The organism is Candidatus Marivariicella sp., from assembly GCF_983056325.1.
Map to the genome: position 1 here is coordinate 31,645 of NZ_CEZOWA010000005.1, position 15,095 is coordinate 46,739.

14 protein-coding genes are annotated in these 15,095 nt (G+C 30.9%); 4 read left to right on the top strand and 10 right to left on the bottom strand.

Features of this window, described 5'->3' with window-relative positions; translation table 11 throughout:
- Nucleotides 1-25: 25 nt before the first annotated feature.
- From AC3ATN_RS02405 to AC3ATN_RS02425, 5 genes are all read right to left on the bottom strand, one after another.
- The gene (locus tag AC3ATN_RS02405) at nt 26-1,237 is read right to left on the bottom strand and encodes an MFS transporter (RefSeq protein WP_487531632.1); all 1,212 of its coding nucleotides are present in this window, start codon (nt 1,235-1,237) and stop codon (nt 26-28) included.
- 40 nt (nt 1,238-1,277) lie between these two features.
- Nucleotides 1,278-1,733 carry a DUF6174 domain-containing protein gene (locus AC3ATN_RS02410; protein ID WP_487531633.1) on the bottom strand — a complete coding sequence of 152 codons (456 nt, stop codon included), beginning with the start codon at nt 1,731-1,733 and terminating at the stop codon, nt 1,278-1,280.
- 450 nt (nt 1,734-2,183) lie between these two features.
- Nucleotides 2,184-2,579: a hypothetical protein gene (locus AC3ATN_RS02415; protein ID WP_487531634.1), complete on the bottom strand. Its 396-nt coding sequence runs from the start codon at nt 2,577-2,579 to the stop codon at nt 2,184-2,186.
- Between the two features lie 64 nt (nt 2,580-2,643).
- A complete protein-coding gene (locus tag AC3ATN_RS02420; RefSeq protein ID WP_487531635.1) occupies nt 2,644-3,144 on the bottom strand; it encodes a DUF2179 domain-containing protein in 501 nt (166 codons plus the stop codon).
- A gap of 6 nt (nt 3,145-3,150) precedes the next feature.
- Nucleotides 3,151-6,279 carry a WD40/YVTN/BNR-like repeat-containing protein gene (locus tag AC3ATN_RS02425; RefSeq protein WP_487531636.1) on the bottom strand — a complete coding sequence of 1,043 codons (3,129 nt, stop codon included), beginning with the start codon at nt 6,277-6,279 and terminating at the stop codon, nt 3,151-3,153.
- Nucleotides 6,280-6,389: 110 nt separating this feature from the next.
- Between AC3ATN_RS02425 and AC3ATN_RS02430 the strand changes: the two genes are divergently transcribed.
- Complete coding sequence (locus AC3ATN_RS02430) at nt 6,390-7,025, top strand: hypothetical protein (protein WP_487531637.1); 636 nt, start codon at nt 6,390-6,392, stop codon at nt 7,023-7,025.
- Nucleotides 7,026-7,519: 494 nt separating this feature from the next.
- On the opposite strand, the gene AC3ATN_RS02435 is transcribed toward AC3ATN_RS02430, so the two are convergent.
- Together AC3ATN_RS02435 and AC3ATN_RS02440 are read right to left on the bottom strand one after the other, a co-directional pair.
- Nucleotides 7,520-8,455, bottom strand: coding sequence for a pyridoxal-phosphate dependent enzyme (locus AC3ATN_RS02435; protein ID WP_487531638.1), 936 nt, complete (start codon nt 8,453-8,455; stop codon nt 7,520-7,522).
- Between the two features lie 17 nt (nt 8,456-8,472).
- Nucleotides 8,473-10,887 carry a glycoside hydrolase family 3 N-terminal domain-containing protein gene (locus AC3ATN_RS02440; RefSeq protein ID WP_487531639.1) on the bottom strand — a complete coding sequence of 805 codons (2,415 nt, stop codon included), beginning with the start codon at nt 10,885-10,887 and terminating at the stop codon, nt 8,473-8,475.
- Nucleotides 10,888-11,096: 209 nt separating this feature from the next.
- Here AC3ATN_RS02440 and AC3ATN_RS02445 point away from each other — a divergent pair, with 209 nt between their 5' ends.
- Nucleotides 11,097-11,834, top strand: a complete 738-nt coding sequence (locus AC3ATN_RS02445) for a hypothetical protein (RefSeq protein WP_487531640.1) — start codon at nt 11,097-11,099, stop codon at nt 11,832-11,834.
- Between the two features lie 36 nt (nt 11,835-11,870).
- Here AC3ATN_RS02445 and AC3ATN_RS02450 read toward each other — a convergent pair whose 3' ends face one another.
- Together AC3ATN_RS02450 and AC3ATN_RS02455 are read right to left on the bottom strand one after the other, a co-directional pair.
- Entirely contained in the window at nt 11,871-12,650 is a 780-nt protein-coding gene (locus AC3ATN_RS02450; protein ID WP_487531641.1) for a YdhR family protein, read from the bottom strand.
- 43 nt (nt 12,651-12,693) lie between these two features.
- On the bottom strand, nt 12,694-13,200 hold the full coding sequence (locus AC3ATN_RS02455; RefSeq protein WP_487531642.1) for a GNAT family N-acetyltransferase: 507 nt from the start codon (nt 13,198-13,200) through the stop codon (nt 12,694-12,696).
- A gap of 30 nt (nt 13,201-13,230) precedes the next feature.
- Here AC3ATN_RS02455 and AC3ATN_RS02460 point away from each other — a divergent pair, with 30 nt between their 5' ends.
- Together AC3ATN_RS02460 and AC3ATN_RS02465 are read left to right on the top strand one after the other, a co-directional pair.
- Nucleotides 13,231-13,656, top strand: coding sequence for a hypothetical protein (locus AC3ATN_RS02460; protein ID WP_487531643.1), 426 nt, complete (start codon nt 13,231-13,233; stop codon nt 13,654-13,656).
- 31 nt (nt 13,657-13,687) lie between these two features.
- Complete coding sequence (locus AC3ATN_RS02465; protein WP_487531644.1) at nt 13,688-14,485, top strand: SDR family NAD(P)-dependent oxidoreductase; 798 nt, start codon at nt 13,688-13,690, stop codon at nt 14,483-14,485.
- Nucleotides 14,486-14,492: 7 nt separating this feature from the next.
- Here the strand turns inward: AC3ATN_RS02465 and AC3ATN_RS02470 are convergent, their stop codons facing one another.
- The gene (locus AC3ATN_RS02470) at nt 14,493-15,083 is read right to left on the bottom strand and encodes a hypothetical protein (protein ID WP_487531645.1); all 591 of its coding nucleotides are present in this window, start codon (nt 15,081-15,083) and stop codon (nt 14,493-14,495) included.
- Nucleotides 15,084-15,095 lie beyond the last annotated feature (12 nt).

A 15,095-nucleotide genomic window follows, 5' to 3' on the forward strand; every position in this document is an offset into this window, starting at 1 on the left:
ACATTTCAATAAAATTCTTTATCATCTATTGTTTAGAAGGCATCCTCAGTTGAATTATAATTGAAGATAAGACCGTAATTAATCCAATTAAGATTATTGAAAATTGAATTCCGAAAAAGTCAGCGGTAATCCCTGATATTATAGCTCCAACAGCATATCCTAAATCTCTCCAAAGTCTAAAAGCACCAATACTTTCTGCTCTTTGTAGTGGGGAAGATTCTTCTGCAATGGCAGTTAAAAAAGTTGGATACACTACAGCAGTTCCAATACCAAGTAGTATGCTTAAAAAAAGAAGTATTGAAAAATTGTTTACAAATGGTAAGAATAAAATTGAAATACCTTGCAGAAGCATGCCCCAAAACAGCATCTTTTTTTTAGAGTAAAAATCTGACATTTTCCCAGTAAACAACTGACCAATTCCCCAAAAAGTTGGATAAGCAGCTGCTATTAAACCAATTTCTTCTGTATTTAAATTTATTGACAATAAAAGAATTGGAAGTAATCCCCATATCATACCATCGTTAAGATTGTTTATTAAGCCTGCTTGAGTTACAGAGCTGAGTGTTTTGTTTTTAAATGTTGTTTCAATAAAAACATTTTCAACTGAATTTGATTTGTTTGTTTTTGTTTCAATTTCAATAAATGATTTAGTTTCTTTAACAAACAAAATAGTAGTCAAAAGACCTGATATTGCAACAAATATTCCAATATAAAAAGGATAGGGTGTTATACCATATTTATTGGCAATAAATCCACTTAAATAAGCTGTTATTCCTACTGCAAAATAACCTGAAAATTCATTTAAACCCATAGCAAAGCCTCTGTCTTTTTCACCCACTAGATCTATCTTCATATTAACTGTACTACTCCATGTAAGACCTTGGTTTATCCCTAAAAGAATGTTTGCAAAAACAACCCAACCCCACAAATTCGCATTAATTAAAATTAAAGGAACTGGTATCGCAAATAACCACCCAATAATTAATAATTTCTTTCTCCCTAAAAAGTTAGCTAATTTTCCAAAAGCGAAGTTTGTAAGTGCCTTGGTTATTCCAAAAGCAATTATAAAAGAAAGAATAGCAGATTTTGAAGAAATGTTAAAGTTTTCAGAAGCAAACTGAGGGATGATCGTTCTTTCTATTCCTATCATTCCTCCAACAAAAGCATTGACAACTAGTAATAAAATAAATTGAGGCAAGTTTTCTTTTAAGCCAAGTTTTTCTGTTTTATGAATCAAAATTGAGTGTTATATTTTAAAAAATTGAAGGAATATTAAATCACATTGGAATAAAACCTGAAATATAATACCCTATTTCATCATCTGCTATCATTTCAACCATATCAAAAAATGATTCTTTTGGATATCCGTACTCAAAGTCATATTCAACTTTTAACGAGAATGGCTCTTGGATAATTCGTCTCTCAATTTCATCAAATAATTTATTTATAGTTAACGGCAAACCCTCATAGCCCCATTCATCATTTCCAGCTACTGAATCGAGAGTATTTTCATTTACAGTAACATGATAAGGCTCAGAATTTACACAAAAACAGCTAACTCTGAAGCTCATTGCATAGGAAGTGATGTTGGAATCTATCCACTTTTTTTTATTTAAATTAAGGTCATCAAGAGCAGAACAAATTTTTTCAGAAAACTCACATTCTATTTTTGTTTCGTTTTTTGAGCAATTCAGAAGAACAAAGCATAAAAAAAAAGCTAAAGTTTTTCTCATAAAACAAAGATGAAATAATTTTTTAAATACTTTATTGGAATAGCTTACAAATATATATTTACAGATTAAAGTGATTAAATAATGAAAAAATATATTTTAAAAGTCTAATTAATTCAGGAAAGCTAGTTTTAATTGGTAATGTGATTGGGAGAAAAGAAATTGAGGCAGTTTATACAACCAAAAAAGAAAGAAATTTACTTAACGATAGAAGTTATTATTTAACTTTGAGAGTAATGAGTATAACTAATTTAATCATTTATTCTTTCTGAGAAAAAAAAGTATTGATTTAACTAATTGTCCAGTTGGATTATGAGATATAAAACGCATCCTACTTTTGTTGCCAAGTGCTTTCATTTACAAAGGATTTTAAATTTTGCGCAAAGGTAAGGTTAAACAAATAATGATAATAATTAAATGATTGAAATATTTAAAAAAAATTAGATAGAAAATTTAGTTATTTTTTCTCTCTGAGAATAACTTCTTTTTTTCTTTGGAACTCCTAAATGATTTGTTAACTGAAATCTTTTTGATTAATAGAGAGCCAGAATTAACAGAACCTCTAGTGGAAAGATTTTTTTTAGAAGAATTAGGATAATTTGACTGAACTATCTTTTTTGGTTTTGAATGTGAATTAGATAAATCCAATGCTTTGGATTTTGATGAACTCACAATATTACTTTTTATGTTTTTTGGTTTTGGCTTAAGACTTGACCAAGAAGAATTATCAGAAGGCTTAATTACTCTCCAGTTTTTAGAGTAAAACTTTTCAGATTTAGCTGATTTTTGAGCATAACTAAAACTGACTGTAAATATTAAAACAACAAAAAGAACACTAATTTTTTTCATTACAAAAATTAAATATATCTAATATAACTAATTTAAAAGATTTAAAAAACTATAATGGTTGAATTTATTTTTTTAGTGAGACCGGATTTGCTATATCAGAAGTAACATATGCCTCTGGATTAACCTTTTTTATAATTCGGATTACATCTTTTCTTTTTCTTCTTGGAACGATGCTCCAACAAACCCTTACACCACCGTCTCTTCCTTCACCATTAATTACTGTAACAAGATATCCTTTTTCTCTGAGTGCTGAGGCTACACTTGGAGATTCTACAGAAGAAAAAACCCGTATAACAATACTTCCAACACCAATAGTGTTTTCGAGATAAGATCCCAGAAAAGTTCCAGAAGCAAACCCCAGAGCATATCCGATAATTAAAATCGGATCATTAACATCCCTTACTACTTTTGAAACTGCAATAACCCAAATACCTGATTCGACTAATCCAATCAAAGCGGCATAAAAAGATCTATTTTTACTTACAAGTAGAGCCCTTATTGTTCCTAGACTCTGATCAGCTAATCTCAGAAAAAAAATTGAAATAGCTGATATTAAAATTTCCATGCATATTTAATTAACCAAAATAGCTCCAATGCCACTTTTTTGGCAATCTACATTAAATTGAATAATTTTTGGTTTAATTATGTTGTTAGCTTCGTATTTATACTCTTCCCATTTTTTATTTAGCTCAATCATTTTATTTTTTGCACCAATTGTTAATTTCGGGAGTTCACTGTCTACAGCATTTATTAGAGTTAAATAGTGTGCTGTAAATCCATTTTCAAAGTTTTCAACATCATCATATGCTTTGGAAAGTCTTTGAACCATTGTTTTATCCCATTTTCTTAATTCTAAAATTAAACTTTCAGCCTTTTGAGTAAGCTCTTTTTTACCATTCGAATTTAAGTCAGATTTTAAAGTGATCAATTTATTTTCAATCTCATGAAACTCATTTGTCATACTCGTCATTTCATTATAAGTATTTTCAGTACTTGTCATAAAAATATGATACGAATTATGATCACTATCTGAAACAGATAACATTGGATTATTAGTTATTTGAGATGTAACTTCAAACGTTTTGTCTAAAAACGAGAGTGTTACTTTATAATTTCCTGGAATTGCTTTATGCCCCCTAAAACTACCTTCAATATATGCTTCTGGGATACCCTTAAGCATTAAATGCCTCATATCCCAAACAAACCTATTTATCCCCGTGTTCGAGCTTAAAATACTTTTTTTAGGTGGAGCCCCTTCATAATTAACATAATCAGAATCTTGAACAGAGCTAAATGTATTTACTATTTTACCCGTCATATCAGTAATAGTAAGTTTTACTTCCTGATTATTTTTAAGCTCAGGTAAATCGTAATAAAAAACCATTCCACTTGGAGGATTAACTCCTTGAAGTAGATCTGTTCCGGTTGCAGAATTATTATTCATAGAACTATACCAGTTGGGTAGGGGTGTTTTTTCAGTTTGGAAGAGTTTTCCTTCAGAGTGTTTCGAATCATATTGTCGAAGTATATTAAGATCATCAAGAATCCAAAAAGCTCTTCCTTGGGTAGCAATTACAAGGTCACTCCCTTTTACTTTCATATCTGTAATTGGAACTACAGGGAGGTTTAAATTTAATTTTGACCAATCTGTGCCTCCATTCCATGAAATATATAATCCATTTTGAGTTCCAACATAAAGTAAGTTCTTTTTTGAAATATCTTCTCGGATTACCCTTGTAAAATCTCCCATTAAGATTCCTTTTGAAATATTCTTCCATGTTTTCCCATAATTTACAGACTTAAAGATCGAGGGACTATGATCATTAAACTTATATCGAGTAGCAGCTATATAAAGGGTTCCTGGATCATGTGGAGAAACTTCAATAGCATTAATCAAGGTTTCATTCAAGCCTTTAGGGGTAATATTCTTCCATGTTTCCCCATTGTCTTTGGTAATATAAACAAGGCCATCGTCACTTCCCGTGTAAATTAATCCAGCTTCATGTTTAGATTCAATTACATAACTTAAAGTTCCATAATTTTCTGCTCCAACTGCTTCTACTGTATACGGTCCTCCTCCTTTTCCTTGTTTATCGTCTTGGTTTCTTGTTAAATCTGGAGAAACCACATCCCAGGAGGCCCCATCGTCTCGAGTCCTGAGCAAGTATTGAGCACCATGATAATAAGTATTAGTTTCATGATTAGATTTAATAATTGGAGCATTCCAGTTAAATAAATACTTCATGTCTCTTGCAGCTAAACCAAGATATAAATTTGGTTCAATCATAATCTTTGTGCTTTGCTTGGATTTTGTGTCAAGCATTTCTATTGATCCTAAATAACTTCCCCCTACAGCTTTTGTGGGATTTTCAGGGTCAAAAGCTATGAAAGCACTTTCTCCTCCAGCTGAAGCAGTCCAATCATGTTTACCAATCCCGCCAGAACCTATCCCAATATTTGAAATTTTAACAGAGCTGTTGTCTTGTTGCCCCCCGTAAACATTGTAGGGAAACAAATTGTCAGTTATTACTCTGTAAAATTGGCCGGTTGGCATGTTGTCGATTCTTGACCAGTTTTTTCCTCCATCAAAAGTAATTTCAGAACCTCCATCATTAGAGATAAGCATATTTTTAGAGTTTTCAGGATTAATCCATAAATCATGGTAATCCCCGTGATGTGTATCCACCTCTTCCCAATCAACCCCTCCATTAATTGACTTATAGGTTGAGGCACTTAGAACATAAACAACATTTTCATTGTTCGGGTCAAGAGATAATTCGATATAGTACCAGGCTCTTTGAAGAAGCCTATGGTCATTTGTAATTCTTTCCCAAGAATTTCCTCCGTTTTTTGAGAGAAAAAGTCCTCCTTTTTCTTCTTCAGATACACTTTCAATTAATGAGTATACCCAATTCGAATTTGCAGGTGAAACCGCAATTGCCATTTTCCCCTTTTCTTTTGGAATACCATTTTCTATTTTTTTCCATGTTTCTCCAAAATCTATGGATTTGTATAATCCACTTCCTGGCCCTCCACTTATGACTTTCCAGGGAGTTCTCATATGGTCCCACATTGCAGCATACAAAACATTTGGATGATTTATGTCTAACGATAATTCACTTGATCCAGTCGAAGAGTTTACATATAAAACTTTTTTCCATGATTTTCCTCCATCTACAGACTTATAGATTCCTCTTTCACTAGATTTTCCATGTAATGCTCCTTGGGCCGCAACCCATAAAATATCTGGATTATCAGGATGAATCTGTATTCTAGAAATATGTTGTGTTTTTTTCAAACCAATATTTGTCCAGGTCAAGCCAGCATCTAAGGATTTATAAACACCATCACCATGAGCAGTCATTACTCCCCTGGGAGCATGTTCTCCCATACCAACATAAACTATATTTGGATTACTATTTGAAACAGAAATTGCACCCACTGATCCAGAGGAAAAGAAACCATCAGAAATATTATTCCAATGCTGTCCAGCATCTTTTGTTTTCCATACCCCACCTCCAGTTGTTGTCATATAATAAGTTAAAGGATCTCCTTTAACCCCACTTCCAGCGTTAGATCTTCCCCCTCTAAAAGGGCCAATATTTCTAAATTTAAGGGTATTAAATATGGAGTCTAAAGTTTGACTTTGAGAATTAAAGCAACAAAGTATAAATAGAGTTATAAAAAAATGATTTTTCATTGTGAATCTGTTAATTGAATTTAAATTAAAGAAATACTTTTAGTAATGAAAAGTAATAGTAATATTTTTTATAATTAAGAATTGAACTAACTTGAAATAAAACTTAGAATATGAAAAAAATATTTACCATTACAATACTGTTTTTTTGTTTTCAGCTATCAGCTCAGGACGAAGAAAATACAAGGAATGAACTTGAATTTCCTGAAGAAGTATATCCTATAAAAAGAGTCTCTTTAGGCTTGAAGCTTGGAGTTCCAAATATGGCATCAGGGACATTCGAATATGTTCTTCCTGTTTTAAAAAATAAAATAGCACCTTATATCAATTATGGAGCATACAATCTGGAAGTTGATATGACACAAATTGACCTATCTTATTCAGAGTTTGGGGTTAAATACTATTTTAATGAAAAAGGAAAAGGTTTCTACGCAGGACTTGGAATATCAAGCTTTGCATCATCACTAATATATAACGATGTTAGTTTGAGTGGAGGAATGTCTGGAACAGGAAAAGTTGATTTAAATATAGACACTACAATACTAAAATTTGGATTAAAAACGGGAGGCACACTATTTTTCAGTTTTGAACTAGGGTATGGTTTTGGGTCGATTCCCGACTCTCTGACTTTTAACGCTATTTCATCCAATGGAATTACTGAGAATGTCACAGAAGAAATACCAAGTATTCCTGGAATTGGATCTGGAGGGATCGTAGTAGGAAATATTGGATTTGGAATTTCATTTTAGAAAACCAATTGTTAGATAAAAATAGAGAGTCACAGACTCAAATAGATATGAGAACTGTTACTCATCAAACAAGAAATATAATAAAGAACTGCGGAGTTAAAAAAGAGTTTAAAACCGCAGTTCAACCAAGAAACAAATTTTAACCTTGGCTTTAATGTATCAAAGCCAAGGTTTATATTATAACAACCAATCATAAAATTGTATGAAAAGCTTATTTAGGGTGTTATAATTAAATTGGATACTCAAAACTTTTAAAGAACTTATTTAAAACTATTCTAAATAGAGTTCAAATATAGTATATATTATTATTTAGAACAAGTATAAATAATACTTTTATTATTATAATTTATCCTAAAATATTTTTTAACAAACAACAACAAATAGCAAAAAATAGCAAAAAATGGCAAAAAAAGACTAAAAAACATCAAAAAATGGTCAAAATTGATAAAAAATAAAAGAAGAAGTTTTATGAAAATTTAATTTCGAATACAACTTTAAAAAGGTAAATTATTTAAATCTACGTTTCCTCCTGAAATTATTATTCCAACTTTTTTGTCTTTGAAAAACTCTTTATTTTTTAAAACAGCAGCTAAGGGAAGCGAACAAGAAGGTTCACAAACTATTTTTAATCTTTCCCAAATTATTTTCATTGATTCAATTATTTCTTGTTCTGTAATTCTAATTATCGAATGAACTTCTTCTTTTATTATTGGAAAATTCTTATCTCCTAATTGGGTTTTTAATCCATCTGCAATTGTGTTTGTCGTAACGTTTGTTTCTATTTTTCCACTAATTAAAGAGCGATAAGCATCATCGGCTTCATAGGGTTCCGCTCCAATAATTTTACAATTATTACCAAAATATTTTGCTGCCAGTGCACTACCAGCAATTAAACCCCCACCTCCAACAGGGGCAAGTACATATTCTAAGTCATTATGACTTTCTATTAGTTCTTTGCACGCAGTTCCTTGTCCAAGAATCACATTATCATCATTGGAAGGATGGATAAAAGTTGCTCCCTTTACTCTTACGATCTCACTAGCAGCAATTTCTCTTGCTTTTAGATTTGGCTCACATTCAATCAGCTCTCCCTTATACCCTTTAACAGCAGTTTTTTTTATTTCTGTTGCAGTAGAGGGCATGACTATGTATGCTTTTACACCGATACTAGATGCAGCTAAAGATAAGGCTTGTGCAAAATTCCCAGATGAATGGGTAACTACTCCTTTTCTTTTTTCTTCCTCCGAAAGTTGCAGAATTGCATTAGTTGCTCCTCTCATTTTGAAAGCCCCCATTTTCTGAAAATTATCACATTTAAAATACATATCAGATCCTGTCATTTCATTTATTAAAGTTGATTTAATAATTGGCGTGTCGTGAATAAATGGTTTTATGCGATTATGACATTCTATCAGATCAATTTTATTCATTTTTAGATTTTTACAGATTAGATATTAATATTATCACTTAATATTATGTTTCTTGATGAAGATCCAACTTTTATTGAATAGGTTCCTGACTCAACTTTCCACTTATTTTCTTTCTCACTCCAATATGAAAAGTCTGATACGGGAATATTAAAATCAAGTTTAAAAAATTCATTTGGACTTAAATCTGGTGTTTTCGAAAAAGCTTTTAATTCTTTAATTGGCCTATCAATTTTACTATTTATTTTAGAAATGTATATCTGAACAACCTCTTTCCCTTTAAAATCTCCAGTATTTGTGATTTTTAAAGAAACATCAATTGCTAATCCATTGTTATTAATTTCTAGCTCTGAATATTTAAAATTAGTATACGAAAGACCATAACCAAAAGGATAAGAAACATCTATTTTGGACGTATCAAAATGTCTATATCCAACATAGATTCCCTCTTCATATAACGTAAAGTCTTTATTTTTTATTTGCTCTTCTTTTACTTTTTCATCCTCTTTTTCAATTGGAATAAGAGATAAAATATTTACTGATTCTGGCTCTAGTGGAAAATTTTCTGATGATAAATGATCTCCTAGATTAATCGGAAATGTCATCGGTAGCTTACCGCTTGGATTAACTATTCCAGAAATTATATCAGTTACTGAATTCCCCCCTTCTTGACCACCTTGCCAAGCTAATAAAATTGAATCAGGAAGCTTCTTCCATGAATTTGTTTCAATGACACCACCTATGTTTAATACAACAAGTACCTTTTTATTTAATGAATGAAACTCTTGACAAGTCATTTTAATCATATTAATTTCTTTCTTTGATAACATAAAATCATTCTCCTCTTGTCTATCTACGAATTCACCACTATTTCTACCGATGGTAATTATAGCCATATCTGAACTTTGGGCTGCATTTCTCAAAAGCTCTCTTGAATAATCCATTTCAGGGGGATGGTAAGGAGTTAGAATTGAAAATGGAAACTCAGGCTTTGTAAACTCTTTTTTATTTAATTGAAAATGATTTAAAAAGGCATTTTTAGTGACAGAATTAATTTCAAACCCTAAATTTTCAAGACCATCTTCCAACGACACAGTATATGCTTCGTTTACATCTCCAGAACCACTCCCTCCACTAATAAAATTATATGAAGTTATTCCTATTAAAGCAATATTTTTTTTAGTTTTAATAGGAAGCATACCATCGTTTTTAAGAAGTACCATTCCTTCTGCTGCAGACCTTCTATTTACCTCAGCATGCTTAATTAAATCTGGATTATTATCATATTCGAAATCCTGCATTTTTTTTGATCTTAATATTATATTAAGAATTCGTTTAACAGCCAGATCAATATTTTTTATGGGTAATTTACCGTTATCAAAGGATTTCTTTAAATTTTGCCACTGACTTTTTGTTCCTGGTTCAAGAAGATCATTACCTGCATTTATTTGTTCTGTAGCATTATTTCCTGCAAACCAATCCGTCATAACCATACCTTTAAAACCCCACTCTGATTTTAAAATATCAGTAAGTAGGTGCTTATTCTCAGAGGAATAAATACCATTTATTTTATTGTATGAAGTCATTATACTCCAGGGCTGTGATTTTTTTACAATAATCTCAAAACCTTTTAAATAAATCTCACGTAATGCTCTTTCAGAAACAATTGCATCATTATATTTTCTTGAATTTTCTTGATTATTAGCAACGAAGTGCTTAACAGAAGAACCAACACCGTTTGATTCGATTCCATTAACCATGGATGCGCCAATATTACCACTCAAAACAGGATCTTCTGAATAATATTCAAAGTTTCTTCCACAAAGTGGATTTCTATGAATATTAGCACCGGGCCCTAAAATAATATCTATACCATACCTTAAGGCTTCGTTTCCCATCGCATTTCCAACTTCTGAAACTAAATCAGTGTTCCAGGTCGAGGCTAAAGAACTAGCAATTGGAAAGGCAGTGCAATAATATGTTTTTTCATCGTCTTCTCTCACAGGATTAATTCTAAGTCCTGCAGGTCCATCCGATAAATACAAGCTTGGAATACCAAGTCTAGGGATAGAGACAATAGTCCCAACAGCTCCGGAAATTCCTGACTTATCTAATCCAAGAGCTGATTTCATTCCTGAACCCTTAAGTAAATGAATTTTTTCTTCAGTAGTCATTTTAGATAACAGATCATCTACCCTGAATTCAATTGACTGAAGAGAGTCTTCATAAATATCAAGAAGCTTATTATTATTTCTGTCAATGAATTTTACGCCATTGGTGTTAATTTCTTCAGTATAAAATTCTTTTGAGGAATATTGATCTTCAAAGCCAAACATTTCGGACCATAAATTTAAACTAAAGTATATTCCATAGACAAGTAATAAAACACTTACTGTTAAAGAAATTTTTAAAATAGTTCTTATAGATCTTTTCATATTTCTAATATAATATAATATTAAAAGGAAGGCAATATTGTCTGATATTACTTTTCGATCAGAACCTAGATCGACTGCCATTTAACAGCTAGTCAAAGAAGTAATAATAATTAAATATAGAATTTTCGTCATTAGTAATTTTTATTAATTATTTTAACATTTGATAGTAAATTAATCTCTAAGCAAATATTTTGCAGAAAGTCAATAATATGAATAAAAATATTTTAAAATATTTCACGGATTTTTTAATGGTTTTCCTGGCTATTTCCTTAGGGTTCTTAGCTGATAATTTCAGAGAGAACTATTCTATTAAAAAAGATCTTTCAAAAAACTACGAATCCCTCGTTAATGACCTAAGACAAGATTCAATAAATATGTCAGTAATTTTATCAAGAGATGAGTCAAAAAACTTTAAGAGCCTAGTTAAGCTAAATGATCTGGTATATAACTACCATAAAAAAAATATTGGATGGAGTCAAATGAAAAAAGAAATTAAAACTCTTGAAATGCTTCCCGCTTATGGAACTTTGTTTATGGATAATCCCACATTTAAAAATATGCAATCTTCTGGACTACTAAGTGCTATTACTAACGAAAACATAAAGAATGAATTGTCGTATTATTATGAGGTTTTGTTAAAAAGACTTTCAGACAATAACGCTAATTTTGATAAAATTGGAATTGAATTTTACAACAAAAATTTTCCTTTTGTTTCATTGTCATTTTTTGGTCGATTTGTTTTTGGGGAGTCAATCGCCAAAAAACCTGATGACTATTTAGATATTCAATTAGAACTGGAAACTTCAAAAAAGATAATTACTTCTGAAAAATTAATGTTTGATCTTGATGCATACACTGGAGAGTATTTATTTTATAAAAGTATAATTAAGTCTGTATATGAAAAGAATCAAAGCTTACTTAAGAATCTATATTTAATTGTGAAATAAAAAAAGGCCTCATTTGACAGAGACCTTTTTATAAATTTAAAGTTTTGGAATTCCATTTGAAATCGCAGATATATCAGCAACTCCATAGGTGTCTGTTTTAAAATTCACAAGATTTGGGTGAGCAACAATACCTTTCCAAAGCTCAGAATCTAGATATGCGTCAACAGATTCTTGACTTGAAAAATAATAAACTCCTCCAAAAACACCTTTATCTACGTTACCAATAAAGGTTTTTCCAATTAATCCTTTAACGTTTTCTGATGTAAAATTAGGAGCTACTTCTGCTCCAAGCTTTGCATGATCTTCAAGACTCATGTTTTCTAATTCATAGTTAACAACCAGTACACTTAGTCCTTCTGCATCAAGAGTTTCTCTTGAAGTATTTCTTTTAGAAGCAACTCCGTTACTGATTTTGGAGATACCAGCACTTCCATATTTATCTGTTTTAAAATTCACAAGATTTGGGTGAGCAACAATACCTTTCCAAAGCTCAGAATCTAGATATGCGTCAACAGATTCTTGACTAGAAAAATAATAGACTCCTCCAAAAACACCTTTATCCACATTGCCAATAAAGGATTTTCCAATTAATCCCTTAACATTTTCTGATGTAAAATTGGGAGCTACATCTGCTCCTAGTTTTGCATGATCTTCGAGACTCATATTCTCCAATTCATAATTAACAACTAATAAAGCTTCTTGAGTTTCAGCTTCTTTTTCTATTTTAACTTCCGTGCTAGTTTCTTTTTTTTGAGTATTTTGATTACATCCCACGAAAAAAGTTGCAATTAAAATGACTAAATATGATTTTTTCATTCTTTAATTTTTTAAATATGAATGTAATATACAATTTGTATTATCATAATTCAATCTCAAAAAGGGAAACTATGGCATTTTGATAATGATCAGGAAGGTTTTCAGATTCAGATAACTGGGTTAGCCCTAAAAATTTAAAGCCACAACTTGTATAATGTTTTATTAGTTTTTTATTGTGTCCTACAGTATCTAATCGAATATATTTTTTGTCATTTTTTAGGGCGTATTCTTTAGCCCATCCTACTAATTTTAAAGCAAAATTATTTCCTCTATGATTTTGGTGAGTTGCAAGGCGATGAATATAAATTGATTTTGAATTATTTTTTTCTCCCCAAATGTATGGATCGTCAAATGTTACCGCCCAAACACAAACAATTTGATTTTTGATGATTAACTTAAATTGTCTTTTTTCAATTATTTCATTTTTCACCATTTCTTTATCGAATTCTGGCCAAATATCTATAACTCTTTGTTTTTGATATTCAGTAGCAACTTTATACATTTCAAAAATGAAATCAATGTCAATTAATTCGCTATTTTTAATGTCCATACTAATTCAATTGATAATTACGTTAATAATATGAAAGATATAAATACTATGTTTAAATTCATGATATTATTTGTTGTGTCATCTGCCATTTATGCTCAACGGGGAGAAACAGGACAGCAAGTCTTTGCTAACCGATTTCCTGCTGATGTAGAATCAATTTCAAACACAACACTTTTGATCTCAAATGAAACAGATCACGATATAATTGCTCTGATTAGAGGTCAAAATGAGGAATATTTGCGACATATTTATATAAGAACAGGAGATAATTGGACTTTTGAAAACATGCCCATTACTCGATTTTATGTTCAATTCAAAGCCAAAGAATTCTATTTTGAAGACCTTAAAAGAACTGTTGTCAATTTTGGAGAAAAGCATTCTTTCTATTTTTATTATGACCCTCAACAACAGGAAGATTACAAGACAATAACTGAAGAAGAGTTTTTTAAGTGGTAATTTTACGAACTTTATTAATCAAAATATTTATATGAATAATTCATACGTTTTAGTGACTGGTGCTTCATCAGGAATAGGACTTGAAATTTCAAAATGTTTTGCTAAAAAAGGATTTAATCTAATTTTAACAGCAAGGTCAGAGGATAGATTAACTAGTTTATCAAAAGAAATCCAATCAGAATTTAATGTTAAAGTAGATTTCATCTCATGTGATTTAAGTGAAGAAAAATCACCTTTTAAAATCTTTGATTATTGTAATTCTAAAAATCACGAAGTTTCAATTTTAGTTAATAATGCTGGGTTTGCAAATCCTGATAGATTTCACGAAACTTCAATGGAGGACGAGGAAAAGTTTATTCGAGTTCTGGGAATATCTGTAATTAGTCTAACAAAAGTTTTCATAAAAAAGATGCTTGAGAAAAAATATGGAAGAATAATGATTGTCTCATCTGTTGCGGCATTTGCCCCTCCATCATCGATTCAGTCTCTGTATGGACCAATTAAGACATTTATGAATCGATTCAGTGAAGGGTTAAATCTAAGTTATAATCGTAAAGGAATTACTTCAACAGCAGTTTGTCCAGGATATACTGTTACAAACTTTCACACTGCTAGTGGGGTTCAGGATGAAATGGATAGAGTCCCATCATTTATGAAAAAAGATGCTAAAAGAATTGCTGAAGAAGCTGTAGAAGCAACCCTTAGAGGAAAGAGTATTTGTGTTCCAACAAAAACATGGAAAACCCTAGCTTTTCTAATAAGGATATTACCTACCTCTGTTTTTTCAATGGTAAATAAAGCAATGGCTCCAGGACGATATGAAAAGTAAAACCAAATTAGTTCTTTACACCTAAAAAAACATTTACTCCCTTTGCAACAGGATTTCCCGAGGTTCTCCTAAAGCTAATAATTTGACCAGTGTGGTATATTGCATCTGAAATGGGACCATTTATCAGATTCCATATAGGGAATGAAGATTGGTCAGACTCTCTTTGGAAAATGATTTTCATTTTTTCAACATCAACTAGTTTTGCTTTTAAAAATTTTTCACTAGCTGATTTCAAATGATGTAGAGTTTCTTTTCTAAGAGAAACAAAATCTTTTGGAATAGTTTTTAAAGGACGAACATTTGGAGTAGAGCTAGCCGCATTATTTATAGTAAGTGATAAAGAGTATATGTGTTCAAGTGTCTCATAACTTGATTGAGCATCTATAGACGGCCTGTATTGTAAGTCCTTTTCAGTCAGACCCTCAGTTGCCCAGAAGTATCTAAAACCAACACCTTGGATCAGCCTGGCAGTCACAGAAGAAGAAGAAATTTCTTTAGGAGCTTCTGGAATTTTCGATAAAGGTAAATTACTTTGAGAGTAGGAATTATTCATAACAATTAAAATAAAAAGTAAAGTAAAACAATTTTTATATTTCATATGAAGATATTT